The sequence below is a fragment of the Kingella sp. SNUBH-2017 genome (assembly GCF_028680565.1).
GTDB classification, from domain to species: Bacteria; Pseudomonadota; Gammaproteobacteria; order Burkholderiales; family Neisseriaceae; genus Kingella_D; species Kingella_D pumchi.
On record NZ_JAPHVK010000001.1, the window covers coordinates 98,303 to 117,566 of the forward strand.

At 59.4% G+C, this 19,264-nt stretch carries 20 protein-coding genes, 1 tRNA gene and 1 other RNA gene; 19 read left to right on the plus strand and 3 right to left on the minus strand.

Annotated features, from left to right (window positions below; genetic code table 11):
- Nucleotides 1–64: 64 nt before the first annotated feature.
- Nucleotides 65–712 carry an isochorismatase family protein gene (locus OP500_RS00445; protein ID WP_238748333.1) on the minus strand — a complete coding sequence of 216 codons (648 nt, stop codon included), beginning with the start codon at nucleotides 710–712 and terminating at the stop codon, nucleotides 65–67.
- Between the two features lie 295 nt (nucleotides 713–1,007).
- On the opposite strand from OP500_RS00445, the gene OP500_RS00450 reads away from it, so the two are divergent.
- The 3 genes from OP500_RS00450 to OP500_RS00460 all read left to right on the plus strand — a co-directional run bounded on the left by OP500_RS00450 (nucleotide 1,008) and on the right by OP500_RS00460 (nucleotide 3,415).
- Entirely contained in the window at nucleotides 1,008–1,277 is a 270-nt protein-coding gene (locus OP500_RS00450; protein ID WP_238748332.1) for a FeoA family protein, read from the plus strand.
- Between the two features lie 133 nt (nucleotides 1,278–1,410).
- Complete coding sequence (feoB, locus tag OP500_RS00455; protein ID WP_274069873.1) at nucleotides 1,411–3,270, plus strand: ferrous iron transporter B; 1,860 nt, start codon at nucleotides 1,411–1,413, stop codon at nucleotides 3,268–3,270.
- Nucleotide 3,271: 1 nt separating this feature from the next.
- Nucleotides 3,272–3,415, plus strand: coding sequence for a FeoB-associated Cys-rich membrane protein (locus OP500_RS00460; RefSeq protein ID WP_274069874.1), 144 nt, complete (start codon nucleotides 3,272–3,274; stop codon nucleotides 3,413–3,415).
- Nucleotides 3,416–3,595: 180 nt separating this feature from the next.
- Here the strand turns inward: OP500_RS00460 and guaA are convergent, their stop codons facing one another.
- Nucleotides 3,596–5,161, minus strand: a complete 1,566-nt coding sequence (gene guaA, locus OP500_RS00465) for a glutamine-hydrolyzing GMP synthase (protein ID WP_274069875.1) — start codon at nucleotides 5,159–5,161, stop codon at nucleotides 3,596–3,598.
- Nucleotides 5,162–5,605: 444 nt separating this feature from the next.
- On the opposite strand from guaA, the gene OP500_RS00470 reads away from it, so the two are divergent.
- The 10 genes from OP500_RS00470 to OP500_RS00515 all read left to right on the plus strand — a co-directional run bounded on the left by OP500_RS00470 (nucleotide 5,606) and on the right by OP500_RS00515 (nucleotide 13,838).
- Nucleotides 5,606–5,962, plus strand: coding sequence for a hypothetical protein (locus tag OP500_RS00470; RefSeq protein ID WP_238748325.1), 357 nt, complete (start codon nucleotides 5,606–5,608; stop codon nucleotides 5,960–5,962).
- A 265-nt stretch (nucleotides 5,963–6,227) separates the two neighbouring features.
- A tRNA-Pro gene (locus OP500_RS00475) sits at nucleotides 6,228–6,304 on the plus strand.
- 178 nt (nucleotides 6,305–6,482) lie between these two features.
- Nucleotides 6,483–7,706: a multidrug effflux MFS transporter gene (locus OP500_RS00480; protein ID WP_238748324.1), complete on the plus strand. Its 1,224-nt coding sequence runs from the start codon at nucleotides 6,483–6,485 to the stop codon at nucleotides 7,704–7,706.
- 136 nt (nucleotides 7,707–7,842) lie between these two features.
- Complete coding sequence (locus tag OP500_RS00485; protein ID WP_274069876.1) at nucleotides 7,843–8,514, plus strand: OmpA family protein; 672 nt, start codon at nucleotides 7,843–7,845, stop codon at nucleotides 8,512–8,514.
- A 120-nt stretch (nucleotides 8,515–8,634) separates the two neighbouring features.
- On the plus strand, nucleotides 8,635–9,030 hold the full coding sequence (locus OP500_RS00490) for an ArsR/SmtB family transcription factor (protein ID WP_274069877.1): 396 nt from the start codon (nucleotides 8,635–8,637) through the stop codon (nucleotides 9,028–9,030).
- A complete protein-coding gene (gene xth, locus OP500_RS00495; protein ID WP_274069878.1) occupies nucleotides 9,027–9,794 on the plus strand; it encodes an exodeoxyribonuclease III in 768 nt (255 codons plus the stop codon). The genes OP500_RS00490 and xth overlap by 4 nt, the downstream gene beginning before the upstream one ends.
- Before the next feature lie 142 nt (nucleotides 9,795–9,936).
- Nucleotides 9,937–11,019, plus strand: coding sequence for a lysozyme inhibitor LprI family protein (locus OP500_RS00500; protein ID WP_274069879.1), 1,083 nt, complete (start codon nucleotides 9,937–9,939; stop codon nucleotides 11,017–11,019).
- Nucleotides 11,020–11,368: 349 nt separating this feature from the next.
- On the plus strand, nucleotides 11,369–12,151 hold the full coding sequence (gene trpC / locus OP500_RS00505; protein WP_274069880.1) for an indole-3-glycerol phosphate synthase TrpC: 783 nt from the start codon (nucleotides 11,369–11,371) through the stop codon (nucleotides 12,149–12,151).
- A gap of 21 nt (nucleotides 12,152–12,172) precedes the next feature.
- Complete coding sequence (locus OP500_RS00510; RefSeq protein WP_274069881.1) at nucleotides 12,173–12,643, plus strand: hypothetical protein; 471 nt, start codon at nucleotides 12,173–12,175, stop codon at nucleotides 12,641–12,643.
- Between the two features lie 103 nt (nucleotides 12,644–12,746).
- Entirely contained in the window at nucleotides 12,747–13,838 is a 1,092-nt protein-coding gene (locus OP500_RS00515) for a class I SAM-dependent methyltransferase (protein WP_274069882.1), read from the plus strand.
- A gap of 209 nt (nucleotides 13,839–14,047) precedes the next feature.
- On the opposite strand, the gene fabD is transcribed toward OP500_RS00515, so the two are convergent.
- Nucleotides 14,048–14,974 carry an ACP S-malonyltransferase gene (gene fabD, locus OP500_RS00520; RefSeq protein ID WP_238748314.1) on the minus strand — a complete coding sequence of 309 codons (927 nt, stop codon included), beginning with the start codon at nucleotides 14,972–14,974 and terminating at the stop codon, nucleotides 14,048–14,050.
- Nucleotides 14,975–15,110: 136 nt separating this feature from the next.
- On the opposite strand from fabD, the gene hemB reads away from it, so the two are divergent.
- From hemB to rplM, 6 genes are all read left to right on the plus strand, one after another.
- Nucleotides 15,111–16,115 (plus strand): porphobilinogen synthase, encoded by a 1,005-nt coding sequence (hemB, locus tag OP500_RS00525; protein WP_238748313.1) that lies wholly within the window; start codon nucleotides 15,111–15,113, stop codon nucleotides 16,113–16,115.
- Nucleotides 16,116–16,179: 64 nt separating this feature from the next.
- The gene (locus tag OP500_RS00530) at nucleotides 16,180–17,169 is read left to right on the plus strand and encodes an NAD(P)H-dependent glycerol-3-phosphate dehydrogenase (protein WP_238748312.1); all 990 of its coding nucleotides are present in this window, start codon (nucleotides 16,180–16,182) and stop codon (nucleotides 17,167–17,169) included.
- A gap of 63 nt (nucleotides 17,170–17,232) precedes the next feature.
- Nucleotides 17,233–18,180: a hypothetical protein gene (locus OP500_RS00535; RefSeq protein WP_238748311.1), complete on the plus strand. Its 948-nt coding sequence runs from the start codon at nucleotides 17,233–17,235 to the stop codon at nucleotides 18,178–18,180.
- On the plus strand, nucleotides 18,177–18,491 hold the full coding sequence (locus OP500_RS00540; RefSeq protein WP_238748309.1) for a cell division protein ZapA: 315 nt from the start codon (nucleotides 18,177–18,179) through the stop codon (nucleotides 18,489–18,491). The genes OP500_RS00535 and OP500_RS00540 overlap by 4 nt, the downstream gene beginning before the upstream one ends.
- Nucleotides 18,492–18,496: 5 nt before the next feature.
- Nucleotides 18,497–18,676, plus strand: a non-coding RNA gene (gene ssrS / locus OP500_RS00545) — 6S RNA.
- Between the two features lie 148 nt (nucleotides 18,677–18,824).
- On the plus strand, nucleotides 18,825–19,253 hold the full coding sequence (gene rplM, locus OP500_RS00550; RefSeq protein WP_238748307.1) for a 50S ribosomal protein L13: 429 nt from the start codon (nucleotides 18,825–18,827) through the stop codon (nucleotides 19,251–19,253).
- The last annotated feature ends 11 nt before the right edge of the window (nucleotides 19,254–19,264 follow it).

Genomic DNA, 19,264 nt, shown 5'->3' on the forward strand with positions numbered 1-19,264 from the left:
GGAAAGCAGCCTGAAAGCGGGCAGGGTAGGGTAAAGGCAGCCTGAAAACCGGCAGAACCGCTTTTCAGGCTGCCTCCAATGCCGCCAAATAGTCTTTTACCGCCGCCGCATCGTCCAGCAGGATTGTGCCCGCCGCCGCCATTTCGGCCCACGCGCGGGCGATGCTGTCCGCAGCGATGCCCCTGCACGCGGCACGGTTGACCAGCACCCGCCAGCCGCCCGCCTTTGCTAGTTGCAGCACTGACTCTTTCACGCAGAAATCAGTCGCCAGCCCGCCCACCACCAGCACCTGCGCCCGCACATCGCGCAGCCACTCGATCAGCCCCGTACTCAGCCGCCCTGCGTGGTCGTGGTAACACGCGCCGTAGGGGTGCATATCGGGTTCGATGCCTTTCCACACGCAAAAATCGTAACCGCGCACATCGGGCAGTCCGTCCAGCAGCTCAAACCCACGGCTGCCAATCATCGCGTGCGCCACCCAGCTTTCGGGCGCGTCGGGCAGCCCCGTGGGGCGCAGAATTTCGGCATGGCTGGCGCACAGCCATTGCGCGGCGGGGCTGTGCGCGTCTTTGCTGACGGCGCGGTAGTCCGCCAGCGCGGCTTGGGCGTTCAATTCCGCCACGATTTCATCGCCGAACGGCACGGGCAACTCGCCGGCGCACACGGGCGTAAAGGTTTTTTGCGGGTCGATATCAATGGCAACAACGGTCATTTTGTTTTCCAAAAAAAACAGCATTTTAGCAGCAGCCTGAAAACAAAAACAGCTTTGCCGCCGTTTCAGGCTGCCTGAAACTGCCAAACAGCCAATTTCACAAGAGTTGATTTCCGTCAAATCCGACAGGTTTATGATTTGCAAATGCAATAATATAATTAACAAAAATTAATAATGATTTTTAATAAAATGGAATTTCAAGCAATCCGCATCAAGTTGAAGCACGTTTCGCCGTATGGGTTTTCCGCCCGCGCGGCTTTTTTCAATCTGACGAAAATGAAATGAGAGGAAAAATATGTCAGCCGTTCCCTTATCGCAACTCAAAAAAGGCGCCACCGCCCACATCGCCGAAATCGTGCCCAACCCCGTTTTCGGCGAGCTGGATCCGCTGGTTGCGCGGCGTTTGGCGGATTTGGGCTTTTCGGACGGCATGCCGGTGCAGGTGATTGCGGTCGGTATTTTGGGCAGGGGGCCGTTTGCCGTGCGGCTGGGCAACCAGTCGCAGTTTTCGCTGCGCAAGGACGAGGCGCAGAAGGTGATGTGCCATGTGGTTCAGGCAGCCTGAAAACGAGGTCTGCCAAAAGAAAACCTGCCAACGGTGTTTTCAGGCTGCCTGAATAAGCGAAACGCTGCGGCAAAACCGATTTTCAGGCTGCCTGAAACGGTAAAAAACACTCAAAACATAAGGAGAAATATTGATGGAACTCAGCTATTTTGCGCTGGTCGGCGCGCCCAACTGCGGCAAAACCGTGCTGTTCAATGGGCTGACGGGCGCGCATGCCAAAGTCGCCAATTATCCGGGGGTTACGGTGGACAGGCGCGAGGGCGCGCTGTTGGACGACCCTGCGGTGCACATCATTGATTTGCCGGGCACATACAGCCTACGCACCACCAGCCCCGACGAAGCGGTCGCCCGCGATATGGCGGTGGGCAAGCTGGGCATTCCGCCCGATGCGATTATCGCGGTGGCGGATGCGACCAATCTGCGCATGACGCTGCGGATGATTTTGGAACTGAAAACGCTGAACCTGCCGATGGTGGTGTCGCTGAATATGAGTGATGTCGCCCGCAATCGGGGCTTGGCGATTGATGCGGAAAAACTGAGCGAGCTGTTGGGCGTGCCGGTTTTGGAAACGGTGGCGGTGAGCGCGTCGGGCATTCATGCGGTGCGCGAGGCGGTGAAAAAGCTGCCGCGCAAGCGCACTTTCCCCGCCAATCCCGCCGGTGCGGAGCGCAAGTTGGAAGAGCTGGACAGCAACGCGCTGTATCACGAAGTGGAAAATATTCTGAAACAAGTTGTCCGCACCGAAATGACACTGCCTGCGTGGCACAAAAAACTGGACGAAATCGCGCTGCACCCCGTGTGGGGCATGGTGATTCTGTTTGCCATTTTGTTTATGGTGTTCCAAGCCGTTTACACTTGGGCGGCGCCGGTGATGGAGCTGATTGAAGGCGCGTTCGGCTCGCTGGGCGAATGGGTGGGCGCGAATATGCCCGAGGGCGTGCTCAACAATTTGATTGTGAACGGCATTATTGCGGGTGTGGGCAGCGTGCTGGTGTTTCTGCCGCAGATTACCATTCTGTTTGCCTTTATCCTGCTGTTGGAAGACTCGGGCTATCTGCCGCGCGCGTCGTTTTTGCTGGACAACATGATGGCGAAAAGCGGGCTGTCCGGCCGCTCGTTTATCCCGCTGCTGTCGAGCTTCGCCTGCGCCGTGCCCGCCGTGATGTCCGCCCGCACCATCCACGACCCGCGCGAGCGGCTGGTAACCATCGCCATCGCGCCAATGCTCACCTGCTCCGCCCGCCTGCCCGTGTATGCGCTGATTATCGCCGCGATTATTCCCGACCGCACCGTCGGCGGCGTGTTCAATTTGCAGGGGCTGACGCTGTTTGCGCTGTATGTGCTGGGCATCGCTTCCGCCGCGCTGGTTGCCTACATCATGAAACTGCTGGCGCGGAGGCAGGGCAGCGTGCAGCAGTTTCCCCTGCTGATGGAACTGCCCACCTTCCGCACCCCCAATTTTAAACACATCCTTACCAGCCTGTGGGACCGCGTGAAAGCGTTTTTAAAACGCGCCGGCACGATTATTTTCGCCGTGTCCGTGGTGTTGTGGGCGCTCGTTAGCTGGCCTGCCGCCCCCGACGGCGCAACGGGCGCAGCAATTGATTACAGCTTGGCCGGCACCATCGGACGCTTTATCCAGCCCCTGTTTGCCCCGCTGGGTTTCACTTGGGAAATGTGCATCGCCATGATCCCCGGCATCGCCGCCCGCGAAGTGGTCGTTGCCGCGCTGGGCACCGTGTACGCCGTCGGCGGCTCGGAAGACGAAATCGCCAACGCGCTGATCCCCATCATGCACAACCGCTGGGGGCTGCCCACCGCCTTCGCCTTCCTCGCGTGGTACATCTACGCCCCGATGTGCGCCGCCACCCTTGCCGTGATCAAACGCGAAACCAAATCGCTCAAAACCACGCTGCTGATTACCGGCTATTTGTTCGCGCTCGCCTACCTCGCCGCGCTGGTCGTCTACCAAATCACTTCAAGGATTTTCTGATATGGCTCAATATATTATTGTCGGTCTGATTATTGCCGGCTCGGTGTTTTACCTGCTGAAAAAATACCTGTTCAAAGCCAAAGCGAAAAAGGCGGATGGCTGTGCGCCGTCGTCTAATTGCGGCAAATGCGGCGGGTGCGGGTGAGTAGGCTTTATTTCGCAGAAGTTTGCAAACGCACTTTCAGGCTGCCTTGGGCTGGTGTTGATGCAGCCTGAAAGATGGTTTGGAACAAGATTCCCGTCTGAAACGGCGAAGCAGTAAAAAGCAGCCTGAAAACCGGTTATCGGGGTTTCAGGCTGCTTTTTGATACTTGCGGGCGGGCGTTTATTCCCACTCAATCGTGGCGGGCGGTTTGCCGCTCACGTCGTACACCACGCGGTTGATGCCTTTGACTTCGTTGATGATGCGGTTGGACACTTTGCCCAAGAGCGAGTAGGGCAGCTCGGCCCAGTGGGCGGTCATGAAGTCGCTGGTAATCACGGCGCGCAGGGCGACGACGTAATCGTAGGTGCGGCCGTCGCCCATTACGCCGACGGATTTCACCGGCAGGAACACGGCAAAGGCCTGGCTGGTGAGGTCGTACCATGAAGTGCCGTTTTCGTCGGTGGTGTTGCGCAGCTCTTGGATAAAGATGTCGTCGGCCTGGCGCAGGAGGTCGGCGTATTCTTTTTTGACTTCGCCCAAAATACGCACGCCGAGGCCGGGGCCGGGGAAGGGGTGGCGGTAGACCATTTCGCGCGGCAGGCCGAGCGCCACGCCCAGTTCGCGCACTTCGTCTTTGAACAGGTCGCGCAGCGGCTCGAGCAGCTTGAGTTTCATGTTTTCGGGCAGACCGCCGACGTTGTGGTGCGACTTGATGGCGTGGGCTTTGTTGGTTTTCGCGCCCGCGCTTTCGATGACGTCGGGGTAAATTGTGCCTTGCGCCAGCCATTTGGCGTTGGTGAGTTTTTTCTCTTCGGCATCAAATACTTCGATGAATTCCGCGCCGATGATTTTGCGCTTGCGCTCGGGGTCGGTAACGCCGGCGAGTTTGTCGAGAAACTGTTTTTCCGCATCGACATGAATTACGCGCACGCCCAAGTTGCGGGTAAACATGTCCATCACCATTTGGCCTTCGTTTTGGCGCAGCAGGCCGTGATCGACGAACACGCAGGTGAGCTGGTCGCCGATGGCGCGGTGAATCAGCGCGGCGGCCACGGAGGAATCCACGCCGCCGGACAAGCCCAAAATCACTTCGTCGCTGCCGACCTGCTCGCGGATTTTGGCCACGGCTTCGTCGATGTAGTTGGGCATCGTCCAGCTTGGTTTGGCTTCGCAAATGTCCAAAACAAAGCGGTTGATGAGGGCGCGGCCTTGTTTGGTGTGGGTAACTTCGGGGTGGAACTGGATGCCGTAAAACTGCTTGGCGGCGTGTTCCATCATGGCGATGGGGCAGGAGGGGGTGTCGCCGATGATGCTGAAGCCTTCGGGCAGCTTGGAGACTTTGTCGCCGTGGCTCATCCATACGTCGAGCGTGTTGGGTTGGCCGTCTGAAATGCCGCGCGTCAGTTCGCTGTCGATGGTTTTCACTTGGGCGTAGCCGAATTCGCGCTGGTTGCCCGGCTCGACGTCGCCGCCCAGGTGGTAGGCCATAAACTGCATGCCGTAGCAGATGCCGAGCACGGGAATGCCCAAATCGAAAATGCCGGTGTCGGCCTGATAATCGGAGTTGTAAACGGAATTGGGGCCGCCGGAGAGAATGATGCCTTTCGGATTAAAGGCTTTGATGTCGTCAAGCGGCATATCGTAGGGGTGCAGCTCGCAGTAAACATGGGCTTCGCGCACGCGGCGGGCGATAAGCTGGGTAACTTGCGAACCAAAGTCGAGAATAAGGATTTTGTCTTGGGTCATGGCGGTTTTGGATATATAGGAGGGTGTGGGAAAGGTAAATTTTGTGGCGGCTGTTGTTAAAATGGCCACAGCGCAAGGCTTGTTGGCGGCGGATTTTAACATATTCCGCATGGCAGCCTGAAACGGGCATTATGCGTTCGCCGGCCGGCTGCTGGCCGGGTTTTGTTTATTTATCTTGTTGTATATAAAATAGTTAAACGGATTTTTGCTGCAAAGCGGCGCAGGCGTGTATCGGGGAGGGGAAGCGGCGAAGCAGGTGCTGCTTGTGTAAAAAATACGGACGGAGATTGTCGATAACTTTACTAAAGATTTTTGGGGTCATATAATTATCGGCACTATCGGGCGGCTAAGACAAACCTGAGAACAGTCATTTGCCCGTGCGACCCGGTAACATCGCGTGGCAGCATTTGCGCACGCAAATTTTGTTATTTAAGGAGCTTAAGAATGAATTACGATAAAACAGTAGCCGAAATGTTGAACGTTGACGGTGCTTTGGCTGCCGCCGTTGTGGACTACGGCAGCGGCATGCTGCTGGCCGGCGGCGGTTCTGCTGCCATCGATTTGGAAATCGCTGCTGCGGGCAACACCGAAGTGATGCGTGCCAAAATGAAAACCATGGGCATGCTCGGTCTGAAAGACAGCATCGAAGACATCCTGATCACTCTGGGCAAACAGTACCACCTGCTGCGTCCGCTGTCCAAACACGAAGGCCTGTTCCTGTACTCCGTACTGGATCGCTCCAAATCCAACCTGGCTCTGGCTCGCCGCTCTTTGGTTGATGCCGACCGCCATCTGGACTAATCCTGGGGGCAGCTGCCGCTAGGAATGTTTTAAAAAACCGGAAAGGTTCGCCCTTTCCGGTTTTGTTTTTCAGGCAGCCTGAAAAGAAAAAAACCGGAAAACATCAAAAGCAGCCTGAAAGCCGGACTGGCGGTTTTCAGGCTGCTTTTTTGTCGGCGGCATTGGGTGTTTGTTGCCAATATTTACGGTTGGTGCTCGGAAAAACGGTGGTGCCGTACAAAATCCTTGTCCGCCGCCGCGCTTTGGGCATATAATGCGCGCCTTTCGGAATGTAGCGCAGTCTGGTAGCGCACTTCGTTCGGGACGAAGGGGTCGGAGGTTCGAATCCTCTCATTCCGACCACATTTTTCAGGCAGCCTTGGGGCTGCCTGAATGCTTTTTCGCGGTGCCGTCGGCGTGGGTTCGTTTGCCCGAACCTGCATCCGACTGTTTGTCCGCACGTATTCTGGCGGGCGCGCTAAGGCAGCCTGAAAACGGTTTGTCGCCGCGCTGTCCGTCGAAACCTTATTGAAACAAGCCTATGTTTACTCCCAAATACCAACTGAACGACCGGCAGATGGCCGTGCTGCTGGCTTCGCTGGTGGCGGTGATGCCGTTTTCGGTCGATGCCTATCTGCCCTCCACGCTCGATATTGCCAGGGCGCTGGGCGCGCAGACCCACGATATCGAACGCAGCCTCAGCGCGTTTATGCTCGGTGTGGCCATCGGCCAGCTTTCCGGCGGCTCGCTGTCGGACATTAAAGGCCGGCGCAATATCGCCCTGAAGGGGCTGTTGGTTTATGTGGTCAGCAGTCTGGCGCTGGTGTTTGTGCAGACTGCCGACCAGCTTTTGCTGTTGCGGTTGGTGCAGGCTTTGGGGGCGGGCATGGCTTCGGTGGTGGTGGGCGCGGTGGTGCGCGATAACTACCGCGGCAACCAGGCGGCGCAGATGTTCGCGCTGATCGGCATCATTATGATGGCGGCGCCGATGCTGGCGCCGCAGCTGGGCGCGCTGTTGAACAAAATCGGCGGCTGGCGTTCGGTGTTCGCGTTTTTGTTTGTTTACGGCTCTGCCGTTGCCGCGGCGCTGTATGCCTTTTTGCCGCAGCACAAGCAGCCTGAAAAACTGAAGGCGGCGCATTTGCGCGAAGTGGGTGGGCGCTACCGCCATATCGTCGGCTGCGCGCCGGCGATGGGGGTGATGTTTTTTCAGGCTGCCTCGTTTGCCTCGATGCTGGTGTTTCTCAGCGAATCGCCGGCGGTGTATATGGAATTTTACGGCTTGAGTTCCACCCAGTATGCGCTGGTGTTCGCCTGCAATATTTTCACCATGATGTGCTTTAACCGCATCACCGCCTGGCGGCTCAAGCGCGGCAGCCATCCGCGCAACATTCTGAATTTCGGCATCGCCCTGCAGTTGGCGGCCAACGGCGGCATGCTGCTGGCGATACTTTTGTCCGGCGGTCATCCGCCGCTGGCGCTGCTGGTGCTGTTTGTGATGGTGTCGGTGGGCACCCAGGGTTTTGTTACCGCCAACACCCAGGCGCTGTTTATGGGTTATTTCAAACCCGAAATCGGCGGCGGCGCCAGCTCGCTGCTGTCGGCTTTCCAGTCGCTGATAGCCGCCTGCGCCGGCTTTGCCGCCAGCAAGCTGCACAACGGCACGCCCTATGTGATGGCCGGCATGATGCTGGCGATGACGGTTGGCGGCTTCGCCCTATTGAGCCTGCTGACGCCGAAGCAGCCTGAAAACAAGGCTGCCTGAAAAGTAAAAAACACCGCCCAAAAGGTAATTTAGCGTTAAGCCCGCCGCCTTTGCACGGCGTTTGGGCTATATTCCGCGCTTTCAGGCTGCCTTGTCGGGCTGCCTTTGAACAACCGTTTCAGTAAAGGAAATCCAAATGCGTGTATTCAAAAGCATGACCGTCGCCGCTACCATCGCCGCACTCGGCCTGAGCGGCTGCATTACCGATCCGAGTACCGGCCAGCAGCACATGAGCAAAACCGCCATGTACGGCCTGGGCGGCGCGGTAACCTGCGGCATCATCGGCGCCATCAGTCACGGCGGCAAAGGCGCGCGCAACTCCGCGTTGGCCTGCGGTGCTATCGGTGCCGGCGTCGGCGGTTATATGGACTACCAAGAGAAAAAACTGCGCGAGCAGCTGGCCAACACCGGCGTGGAAGTGGAACGCAAGGGCAACCAGATCAAGCTGACCATGCCCGAAAACGTAACCTTCGCCACCGGCAGCTACGCGCTGTCGCCGCGCGCCCAGTCTTCGCTGTCTGAAGCCGCCAAAACGCTGGCCACTTATGTCGATACCAACATTTCCATCATCGGCCACACCGACAGCACCGGCAACGACGCCATCAACAACCCGCTGTCGCGCAACCGCGCCCAGTCGGTTGCCGACTATCTGAACCGCCAGGGCGTTGCCGCCAACCGCATGAGCGTGTCCGGCCAGGGTTCGCGCCAGCCGATCGCCAGCAACAACACCGACGAAGGCCGTGCGCAAAACCGCCGCGTCGAAATCCTGATTACCCCCAACCAGCAGGCTGCCGCTGCCGCCCGCTAAACTTGCTTTCCCCCTTTGCCGCAGGCAGCCTGAAAACTCCGTTTGGACGTTTCAGGCTGCCTGCGGCACATTGGGTGCAGGCGAATTTATAACCATAAACGTTTACAACGGAGCACAAGCATGAACGCCCCCGCCGCCGAATCCCGGCCGTTTCCGCCGGCCGCCGCACCGCAGGACGACAGCGAACACGCCGCCGGCCTGCTGAAAATCCTTGCCCATCCCGAGCGCCTGCAGCTTTCGCGCCTGCTGCGCGAGAGCGAGCGCAGTCTCGACGAAATGACCGCGCTCACCGGCCTGAGCGTCGGCACGGTATCCAAACATCTGAGCCGGATGCGCCGCTTCGGCATGGTGGATTTTGTCCGCTACCACAGCGTGCTGCTCTACCGGCTGACTTCCGAACCCGCCCGCCGTGTGCTCGACGCCCTTTACCCGCCGCCCGCCGCCAAAACGCCTGCCGGCAGCCTGAAAGAGCAGGGCGCCGCCCCTATTGTCCGCAACCGGAAGCGCAAAACATGAAAATCGCCACTTGGAACGTCAATTCCCTCAATGTGCGCCTGCCGCAGGTCAGCGACTGGCTGGCCGCGCACCAGCCCGACATTCTCGCCCTGCAGGAGCTGAAGCTCGATCAGGACAAATACCCCGCCGCCGTGTTCCGCATGAGCGGCTGGCACACCGAATGGAGCGGCCAGAAAACCTATAACGGCGTCGCCCTGATCAGCCGCCATCCGCTCGAAGACCTTGCTATCGGCCTGCCCGCACTGCCCGACGACCCGCAGCGGCGCGTGATTGCCGCCACCGCCGCCGGCGTGCGCGTGATTAACGTTTACTGCGTCAACGGCGAAGCGCCCGACAGCGAAAAATTCGCCTACAAACGCCACTGGTTTGCCGCGCTCACTGAGTTTGTGCGCGCAGAGCTGGCGCGCTATCCCGAGCTGGTGCTGCTGGGCGACTTCAACATCGCCCCTGCCGACCAAGACGTGTACGCGCCGGAAAAATGGCGCGAAAAAATCCTGTGCAGCAGCGAAGAGCGGCAATGGTTCGCCGCGCTGCTCGAATTGGGATTAAGCGACGGCCTGCGCCACATCCACCCCGAAGGCGCCCACTACACCTGGTGGGACTACCGCGGCGCGATGTTCCAGCGCAATCAGGGGCTGCGCATCGACCATATTCTCGTGAGCGCGGCGCTGAAAGAAAAACTGCGCCAAGTGGCGGTGGATCAGGACGCCCGTGCCCAAGAGCGCCCCAGCGACCACGCCCCCGTTTACGCCGAATTCGCCTGATTCGGGTGCGCAAAAAGCAGCCTGAAACGGCAAAAAACGTTTTTCAGGCTGCCTGAAAACCGCCGCCCAAGCGATGCCGCGCTTATCAAAGGGCGTCGCTTTTTGTTATGATGCCCGCCGGATCACTTCAGGAATTGCAACCATGAAAAAATACACCCTGCTTGCTTTGGCCGCCGCGCTGTTTGCCGCCGGCTGCTCGGAAAAAGCCCCCGTTGACGAAACCGCCAAGCTCAACTGCACCCATCCCGCGCTGGCCGAAGACGTGCAGTCCGGCCTAATCAAAACCATCAAAGGCGAAGGCGAAAACTTCGTGCGCAACGACGTGCGCGAATTCGTTTCCGGCGAAAAACTCGATGCCGCCGTTTCCGGCCTGGTGGTTACGGTAAACGACCCCCGCCCCGACACCAGCGCCACCGGCTGTACCGCCCAAGTGAGCATCGCTATTCCCGAAGCCACTTTCCGCTTGGCGCAAACCAACGCGCCGCTGCTGCAAAGCGACGACCCCGCCGCCATCATCAACCGCCGCATCCAAGGCGGCACCGCCAGCTTCCAGGGCTTGGCGCTGTCTTTCCCCATCCGCTACAGCGTGTCGGTGGACGGCAGCCAGCAGGCCGCGTTTACCTATAACGACAGCAGCCTGAACGACGGCGCCCACCTGCTTGCCACTGTGCTGCTGCCCGCCGGCGTGAAAGACCTGCTCAAAATCGACGGCAAAACGGTCAAACGCGAAGACGCGCTGCGCCGTCTGGCCAACGCCGAGCCCGAAACCGCGTCCGAACCCGAAGCCAAGCCGGTAAAACCGCTGGAAAATCCGGATCCGATTGCCGACGTGCTGGAGAAAAAACAAGAGCAGGCCGCGGAAAAACCGGAAGACAAACCCGCCCCACCGCCGGCCAAAGCCGAAACCCCGTCCGCCAAAGAAGCCGAAGCGCTCAGCCCCGAAGAGCCGGAAAGCCGCATCAGCCAGGGCGAAATCGACCAAGCCCGCCGCGCCCACGCATCCGCCGGCCAGTCGCTCAAATCGGCATGGAAAAACATCGACCCCGCCGTGCAGCAGAGCCTGGTGGACGAACAGCGCGAATGGGAAAGCAAGAAAAACCGCAACTGCGCCAAAGCCGCCGCCAAAGGCGGTAGTACCGCCGAAAGCCAGTATCTGGGCATGCAGTGCGACACCCGCATGACCAAAGAGCGCATCGAATACCTGCGCGGCTACAGCATCCAGTAAAACGCTGTTTGACGGTAAAAAAGCAGCCTGAAAAGTTTTCAGGCTGCTTTTGTTTGGGAATTGCCTGCGGGATATTGGCGGATTGGCGGTGATGGGCGCGGCAGCCTGAAATTTTGCTTAAGTCCCAACCGGCCGTCTGCCGATGCCGTCAGCCGTCACCGAAAGCAGCCTGAAAATTCCGCGCCGGCCGCGCCGGAATGTTGCGCCGGATGCGCTGCCGCCGGCGATTTTAAGCGCGCCCCCTGCCGCCGCACGCCGCGGCTTGGTACAATGCCGCCCGTTTTGCTTCCCGTTTCCGTTTGCGGTTTTCAGGCAGCCTGAAAGCCGCGTTGCCGTTTGGGGTGTTTTTATGTCCGACATTCTGCAGAAAATCCTTGCCACCAAAGCCCAGGAAGTGGCCGCCGCCCGTGCCGCGCTGCCTTTGAACGAAATCAAAGCCCGCGCCGCCGATGCCGCTGCGCCGCGCGATTTTGTCGCCGCCATCCGTGCCAAGCATGCCGCCAATCTGCCTGCCGTCATTGCCGAAATCAAAAAAGCCAGCCCGTCCAAAGGGCTGATACGGCCGGACTTCCGCCCCGCCGACCATGCTCGCGATTATGAAGCCGCCGGCGCGGCCTGTTTGTCGGTGCTGACCGACGAGCAGTATTTCCAGGGTTCGCCCGACTATCTGCGCGCTGCACGCGCCGCGGTGTCGCTGCCGGTGCTGCGCAAGGATTTTATGATTGACGAGTACCAGATTTATCAGGCGCGCGCCTGGGGGGCGGATGCGGTGCTGCTGATTGCGGCGGCGCTGGACGAAGACACCCTGCGCCGTTTGGAAGACGCCGCCCATCAGGCGGGCATGGCGGTGCTGCTGGAGTTGCACGAAGAAGCCGAGCTGGAAAAATGCCGCCGGCTGAACACGCTGCTGCGCGGGGTGAACAACCGCAACCTGCGCACTTTTGAAGTGAGCCTTGAGCAGACGCTGCGCCTGCTGCCCGCGCTTTCCGGCCATATTGTCGTAACCGAAAGCGGCATCCGCAGCAAGGAAGATGTGGACTTTATGCGCGGCCACGGCGTTGAGACTTTTCTAATCGGCGAGAGCTTTATGCGCGCCGACGACATCGAAGCCGCCGTGCGCGCGCTGTTTTAAACCCGCAAGGCAGCCTGAAAGATGAAAACATTTGCGCCGCTTGTCTGTGTGCTGCTGCTGGCCGCCTGCGGCGGCAAGGAAAAAGCCGCCAAGCAGAACGCTGCTTCGGCAGCGGCAGCTTCCGCCGCATCGTCCACCGCCGCCGACGAGATTCTCAACAGCGCGCAGCACGAAGACATCCTGACTTTGGACAAACACGCCGAAGCCGATGTCGATGCCGGTTTCGCGCCGCCCGCCGAAGGGCAGCCTGAAAGCGCATCCGGTTTTCAGGCTGCTTCCGACGGCGCCGAGCCGCCGCTGCCGCCGGCCTGCGAAGCGCATTACCGCCGCGTGGAAAAATGTTTTGCCGCGCAGGGCGCCGATGCCGAAGCGCTGCTGGAAATGAACCGCGAAGCCCGCGCCGATGCCGCTTACGACCACACCGATGCCGCCGCCTGCCAGGCACTCGACCGCAGTTTCGATGCGGTGGCGCAGACTTTGGGCTGCTACTAGCTGCCAAACCGTTTTGCTTGTCCGCCGGCCTTTCAGGCTGCCTTTTCCCGTTTACCACCCGTTTCAGGCTGCTTTCGCCGGCCTGCCGCAATCAGGAGACCCCATGAAAATATCCGCCCATCTGGAAAAACGCTATGCCCGCGAGCAGCTTTCCGCCGGCGCCGCCCAAAGGCTGGCGCAGGAAATCGCCTTCGGCCCTATAGTGTTCCAAGTATCGCGGCTGATGGTGAAATTCGGCATACTCGAGCACCTGAACAACAGCGAAAACGGCATGACGCTTAACGAAACCGCCCAAGCCGCCGGCCTTAGCCGCTACGCCGCCCAAGTGCTGCTCGAAGCCTCGCTTTCCATCGGCACCGTGCTCTTGCGCGACGGCCGCTTTTACATCAGCAAAGCCGGTTATTTCCTGCTGCGCGACAAAATGGCGCGGGTGAATATGGATTTCGTCCACGAGATTTGCTATCAGGGCATGTTCGACTTGGAAGCCGCCCTGCTCGAAGGCCGCTCCGCCGGTCTGAAAGCGCTGGGCGAATGGCCGACCATCTACGAAGGTCTCTCGCAACTCGAACCCGAAGCCCGCCGCAGCTGGCTGGCCTTTGACCACTATTATTCCGACAACGCTTTCGACGAAGCGCTGAAAGTGGTGTTTTCCCGCCCGATCAAACGCCTGCTCGACGTGGGCGGCAACACCGGCCGCTGGGCGCTGCGCTGCGTGGCGCACCATCCCGAAGTCGAAATCACCATTATGGATCTGCCGCAGCAGCTCGCCCTGATGCGCGAAGCCGTGGCCGGCAAGCCCGGCGCCGAACGCATCCACGGCCATCCCGCCAATCTGCTCGACGACAACACCGTTTTCCCGCAGGGCTTTGACGCGGTGTGGATGAGCCAGTTTCTCGACTGCTTCTCCGAAGACGAAGTTACCGCCATTCTCCGCCGCGCCCGCGAAGCGCTCACGCCCGAAGGCACGCTCTACATCATGGAACCCTTTTGGGACCGCCAGCAGTACGAAACCGCCGCCTACACCCTGACCCAAACCAGCGTTTATTTCACCGCGATGGCCAACGGCAACAGCAAAATCTACCACTCCGCAGACATGCTGCGCTGCGCCGAAAACGCCGGTCTGACCATCGAGAAAATCGACGACGGCATCGGAGTCGGCCACAGCATCGTCCATTGCCGCAGGGTAGGGTGTTGAACTGTTTTGTTTTGTTTTTCAGGCTGCCTTGGGTTTCAGGCAGCCTGAAAACTATTGACGGCAGGATAGGTTGCCGTATGCGCTGCTTCACGCAGCCAAGCGCCGGCGCGGATAGCGGTAATAGGGCAACACAAGCCCAATGCCCGCCCAGCAAAAAAGCAGCCTGAAAACCGAAAAACCGGTTTTCAGGCTGCTTTTGCGTTTCGGACTTAATGCGCTTCAATAAACGCTTTCACTGCGTCTTCGGAAACCAGCGCGGTGCAGACGGCGGCTTTGTCGATGCGTTTGGCCAAGCCGGCCAGCACCTTGCCCGGGCCGCATTCGGCCGATTCGGTGATGCCTTCGCGCACCAGCGTTTCCACAGTTTCCGTCCAGCGCACGGGGCGGTAGAGCTGGCGCACAAGCGCGTCTTTGATTTGCGCGGGATCGGTGTAGGCGGCAACGTCCACATTGTTGATCACGTGGATTTCAGGCTGCCGCACTTCGACCGACTGCAGGGCTTGGGCGAGTTTGTCGGCGGCCGGTTTCATCAGGCTGCAATGCGAGGGCACGGACACCGGCAGCGGCAGGGCGCGTTTGGCGCCGGCGGCTTTGGCCGCTTCCATCGCGCGGCCGACGGCGGCGGTTTCGCCGGCAATCACCACCTGGCCGGGCGAGTTGAAGTTTACGGCTTCGACCACGCCGCCCTGTGCGGATTCGGCGCAGATGCGGCGCACGGTGTCGTCGTCCAAACCCAGCACGGCGGCCATCGCGCCTTCGCCCTGCGGCACGGCGGACTGCATCAGCTCGGCGCGCAGGCGCACCAGTTTGACGGCGTCGGCAAATTTCAGGCTGCCTGCGACCACCAGCGCGCTGTATTCGCCCAGGCTGTGTCCGGCCACGGCGGCGGGCGCTTTGCCGCCGGCTTCAAGGTAGGCGCGCCAGGTGGCGATGCCGGCGGCCAGCATCAGAGGCTGGGTGTTGACGGTTTGGCCGATGAGTTCGGCGTCGCTGCCGTTCATCATCGCCCACAGGTCTTGGCAGAGGGCGGCGGAGGCTTCGTCGAATGCGGCTCTGACGGCGGGGACGTTGTCGAATCCAGCCATCATGTTCAGGCTCTGCGAGCCCTGGCCGGGGAAGAAAAAGGCGAAAGACATGGGGTTTCCTTGTGATTGCGTCGGACAAAATAAGGCTGCCGGCAGCGGCAGTCGATGTGTTATTCTATATGAAAATTCCCGTTTCAGGCTGCCTGGGGCGGGTTTGCCGCTTTAACCGCCATTTGAGGAGAGTGTTATGGAGTTCCCTTTTCGCCAAGTGCCCGCCAGCCGCCTGCGCCGTATGCGCCGCGACGATTTTTCCCGCCGTCTGATGCGCGAAAACGTGCTGACGGCCGCCGATCTGATTTATCCGGTGTTTGTGCTGGAAGGCGAAGGGCGCGAGCAGGAAGTGCCGTCGATGCCGGGCGTGAAGCGGCAGAGTCTGGACAAACTGCTGAAAACCGCCGAAGAAGCGCTGAAACTGGGCATCCCGATGCTGGCGCTGTTTCCGGTGGTTACCCAAAACAAAACCGCCGACGCGGCCGAAGCCTACAATCCCGACGGTCTGGTGCAGACGGCGGTGCGCGCGCTGCGCCGCGAGTTGCCCGAATTGGGTGTGATGACCGACGTGGCACTCGATCCCTACACCCTGAGCGGCCAGGACGGCCTGACCGACGATAGCGGCTATGTGCTGAACGACGAAACGGTGGAAGTGCTGATCAAACAGGCTCTAAGCCACGCCGAAGCCGGCGCGCAAGTGGTGGCGCCGTCGGACATGATGGACGGGCGCATCGGCGCCATCCGCGAAGCGCTGGAAGAAGCCGGCCACATCCACACCCGCATCATGGCCTATTCGGCCAAATACGCATCGGCCTTTTACGGGCCGTTCCGCGACGCGGTGGGCAGCAGCGGCAACCTGGGCAAGTCGGGCAAGGAAAGCTACCAGATGGATCCGGCCAACAGCGACGAGGCGCTGCACGAAGTGGCGCTCGACATTCAGGAAGGCGCGGACATGGTGATGGTCAAACCCGGCCTGCCGTATCTGGACGTGGTGCGGCGCGTGAAAGACACCTTCGGCGTGCCGACCTACGCCTATCAGGTCTCCGGCGAATACGCGATGATTCAGGCTGCCGTGCAAAACGGCTGGCTGGACGCCGACAAAGTGGTTCTGGAAAGTCTGCTCGCCTTTAAACGCGCAGGGGCGGACGGCATTCTGACTTATTTCGCCATCGACGCCGCCCACCGCCTGCAGGCAGCCTGAAAACGGGCAGTTGTGCTAAAATCCGCCGCCGTTATTTCCATAATCCGCATCCCGCGAGAACAGCATGAACATAACCGTATTGGGCACCGGCGCATGGGGCAGCGCATTGGCCATCCATTTTGCCTTGCACGGCCACCGTGTCGCCATGTGGTCGCACAATGCCGAACACGCCCGCGCCATGCAGAAAATCCGCGAAAACCAGCGCTATCTGCCCGGTTTCAGGCTGCCTGAAAACCTGAGCGTGCACGCCGATATCGGCGAAGCGCTGGAGGGTAGCGAACTGGTGCTGGCGGTTACCCCCGTCGTCGGCCTGCGCGGCAGCATCGAGCTGCTCAAGCAGCACGGCGGCGGCCGCCTGCCGATACTCACCGCCTGCAAGGGTTTTGAATTGGACAGCGGTCGGCTGACCTTTGAAGTCGTCAAAGAAGTGTTGCCCGATAACGACAAAATCGGCGTGCTTTCCGGCCCCAGTTTCGCGCAGGAATTGGCCAAACAATTGCCCTGCGCCGTGTGTCTGGCTTCGGAAAACTTCGAGTGGGTCAAAACGCTGGCCGCCGAACTGAACACCAATGTGATGCGCCTGTATGCCAACGACGACGTAATCGGCGTGGCGGTGGGCGGCGCGGTGAAAAACGTGATGGCCATCGCCACCGGCCTGTGCGACGGTTTGGACTGCGGCCTGAACGCCCGTGCCGCGCTGGTTACCCGCGGGCTGGCGGAAATCACCCGCCTGGCCGTTGCCATGGGCGCGCAGCAAAAAACCATGATGGGGCTGGCCGGCATGGGCGACTTGATTCTGACCTGCACCGGCGCACTTTCGCGCAACCGCAAAGTCGGTCTCGGCCTGGCCGAAGGCAAAAGCCTGCACCAGGTGCTCAAGGAGATCGGCCACGTTGCCGAGGGTGTGCCGACCATCGAAGAAGTCCACAACGCCGCCTACCGCCATCAGATCGAAATGCCGATTACCGCCATGCTCTACCAGCTGGTGCGCAACGAATTGTCGGTAAGCGATGCCGTCAGCCGCCTGATGCAGCGCGAACCAACAAGCGAATAAAACCGTATTTCCCTTTTCAGGCAGCCTGAAAACCCTTTTCCCCCAACCTGCGGCGAGAACGATATGAATCCGTCCCTGACAAAACTAGAAGACAAACTGCACGAACTGGTACAACGGCTGCGGCATCTGAACGGCGAAAACCGCCGTTTGAATGAAGAGCTGGCGCTTTCGCGTGAAGAATACGTCCGCCAGAGCCGCTTGCTGGAAGAAGCCGAGCGCAGCAAAGAAGCCGAAAGCGCCCGCGTCAGCCTGTTGGTGCACGCCGAAAAAAGTCAGGAAGAACTCAGCAGCAAAATCCAGTATCAGGAGCAGCAGATCCAACTGCTGGAAAAAGAACGCCTGAATCTGCGCGACCAAATCGCCTTTCTGCAAACCACCGTGCAAAACAAAGAACGCGAGTGGAAAGAGCGGCTGACCGAAGCCGAAACCGAGCTGGAAGGCAAAGAGCGGCTGCTGGAGCAGTACCGCGAAGAGAGCAACGCCCAAGGGCGGGAAGCGCAAAACGTGCGCCAAGAGCTGCTGTCGGAGCAGGACAAAAGCGCCAAACTCGAGCAGCAGCTGGCCGAGCAGCAGGATCTGCTGAAAATTGCCCGCAGCGATTTGTCGCAAAGCAACAGCGAAATCGAAGCGCTCAAGCAGGAAATTCAAAGCGGCCAAAGCAGCCTGAACGAAAAAGAAAGCCACTTTGCCCGCCAGCTTTCCGAGCGCCAGCAGGAGTTTGACCGCCGCATGGCCGAAGAAGCCAAGCGTTTCAGTGAAGAATATGCACTGCTGGGCAAGCAGCACGAAAACAGTTTGGAAAGTCTGAAGCAGGCACAGCTTGAAGAAATCGCCGATTTGAAAGAATCGTGGCTGAACGAAAAAAGCCAGTTCCAAGAGCAGATTCTCAAACTGAACAGCCAAAACCAGCAATACCGCAGCCTGCTGCTGCAAAGCGCGCAGGAAATCCGCCGCCTGCTGTCGCGTCTGCCGCAGCCTGAAAACGATCCCGCCAGTGAGGAAACCGCATGAGCATCGAACAAATCAGCGTCGATATCCTGAACCGCCAGTTCACCATCGGCACCCCGGAAAGCGAACGCGGCACGCTCTTGGAAGCTGTCGAACTGCTGAACCAGAAAATCCACGCCATCCAAAGCAGCGGCCGCAATATGGAAACCGAGAAAATCGTGATCATGGCCGCACTCAACCTGACCCACGACCTGCTCAAACGTGCCGATGAAAACGGACGCCAGCAGCAATTGTCAGAACGCGAGTTCGAGCGTAGAATAAAAACCCTTGAAGACTTTTGCGATCAGGCGCTTTCCGAAAGCAAAGCAGCCTGAAACCAGTTTCCCTGCGGTGTTTGCAAAGGCATATATTCCTTTGAACCAATAAAGTTTGCTTAGGTTGCCGGGAGTCGTAGCAGGTGCGCGCGTTCCTATCGGAATGTACCCGAAGTTACCCGAGGCAGCCACCTTGTTGACAAGGTTCAAGCGGACTCAGCCCGAGCGGCATTCGCGGGGTTCCCCACAACCGGCTATCCGTATTTGAGGACGGCCGGTTTTTTGTGTCTGCACAGTGCCGAAAAACGCTTTCAGGCTGCCCGGGCGCATTGACAGGACGCCTGCAAACACCTACAATCCGCGGTTTCTATAAATAGATTTGGACTAATCCCCATGAAAACCTTTTCAGCGAAACCGCACGAAGTGCAACGCGAATGGTTTGTCGTTGACGCTACTGACAAAGTGCTCGGCCGCCTGGCTGCCGAAATTGCCAGCCGTCTGCGCGGCAAACACAAACCCGAATACACTCCCCACGTTGATACCGGCGACTACATCATCGTCGTAAACGCCGAAAAAATGCGCGTAACCGGCAACAAGGAAACCGACAAAGTTTACTACCGCCACACCGGCTTCCCCGGCGGCATCTACGAGCGCACTTTCCGCGAAATGCAAAACCAGTTTCCCGGTCGCGCTTTGGAAAAAGCCGTAAAAGGCATGCTGCCCAAAGGCCCGCTGGGTTACGCAATGATCAAAAAACTGAAAGTCTATGCCGGTGCCGAGCACCAGCATGCCGCCCAACAACCCAAAGTTTTGGAAATTTAAGGACACGACAA

Bases quoted from the DNA above. Each gene is read 5' to 3' on its own strand.
- trpC (WP_274069880.1), top strand. From the start codon at position 11,369: ATGTCCGACATTCTGCAGAAAATCCTTGCCACCAAAGCCCAGGAAGTG.
- OP500_RS00490 (WP_274069877.1), top strand. From the start codon at position 8,635: ATGAACGCCCCCGCCGCCGAATCCCGGCCGTTTCCGCCGGCCGCCGCA.
- OP500_RS00510 (WP_274069881.1), top strand. From the start codon at position 12,173: ATGAAAACATTTGCGCCGCTTGTCTGTGTGCTGCTGCTGGCCGCCTGC.
- OP500_RS00485 (WP_274069876.1), top strand. From the start codon at position 7,843: ATGCGTGTATTCAAAAGCATGACCGTCGCCGCTACCATCGCCGCACTC.
- guaA (WP_274069875.1), bottom strand. From the start codon at position 5,161: ATGACCCAAGACAAAATCCTTATTCTCGACTTTGGTTCGCAAGTTACC.
- OP500_RS00470 (WP_238748325.1), top strand. From the start codon at position 5,606: ATGAATTACGATAAAACAGTAGCCGAAATGTTGAACGTTGACGGTGCT.
- OP500_RS00515 (WP_274069882.1), top strand. From the start codon at position 12,747: ATGAAAATATCCGCCCATCTGGAAAAACGCTATGCCCGCGAGCAGCTT.
- OP500_RS00540 (WP_238748309.1), top strand. From the start codon at position 18,177: ATGAGCATCGAACAAATCAGCGTCGATATCCTGAACCGCCAGTTCACC.
- OP500_RS00535 (WP_238748311.1), top strand. From the start codon at position 17,233: ATGAATCCGTCCCTGACAAAACTAGAAGACAAACTGCACGAACTGGTA.
- fabD (WP_238748314.1), bottom strand. From the start codon at position 14,974: ATGTCTTTCGCCTTTTTCTTCCCCGGCCAGGGCTCGCAGAGCCTGAAC.
- OP500_RS00445 (WP_238748333.1), bottom strand. From the start codon at position 712: ATGACCGTTGTTGCCATTGATATCGACCCGCAAAAAACCTTTACGCCC.
- OP500_RS00530 (WP_238748312.1), top strand. From the start codon at position 16,180: ATGAACATAACCGTATTGGGCACCGGCGCATGGGGCAGCGCATTGGCC.
- OP500_RS00460 (WP_274069874.1), top strand. From the start codon at position 3,272: ATGGCTCAATATATTATTGTCGGTCTGATTATTGCCGGCTCGGTGTTT.
- rplM (WP_238748307.1), top strand. From the start codon at position 18,825: ATGAAAACCTTTTCAGCGAAACCGCACGAAGTGCAACGCGAATGGTTT.
- hemB (WP_238748313.1), top strand. From the start codon at position 15,111: ATGGAGTTCCCTTTTCGCCAAGTGCCCGCCAGCCGCCTGCGCCGTATG.
- OP500_RS00480 (WP_238748324.1), top strand. From the start codon at position 6,483: ATGTTTACTCCCAAATACCAACTGAACGACCGGCAGATGGCCGTGCTG.
- OP500_RS00500 (WP_274069879.1), top strand. From the start codon at position 9,937: ATGAAAAAATACACCCTGCTTGCTTTGGCCGCCGCGCTGTTTGCCGCC.
- OP500_RS00450 (WP_238748332.1), top strand. From the start codon at position 1,008: ATGTCAGCCGTTCCCTTATCGCAACTCAAAAAAGGCGCCACCGCCCAC.
- feoB (WP_274069873.1), top strand. From the start codon at position 1,411: ATGGAACTCAGCTATTTTGCGCTGGTCGGCGCGCCCAACTGCGGCAAA.
- xth (WP_274069878.1), top strand. From the start codon at position 9,027: ATGAAAATCGCCACTTGGAACGTCAATTCCCTCAATGTGCGCCTGCCG.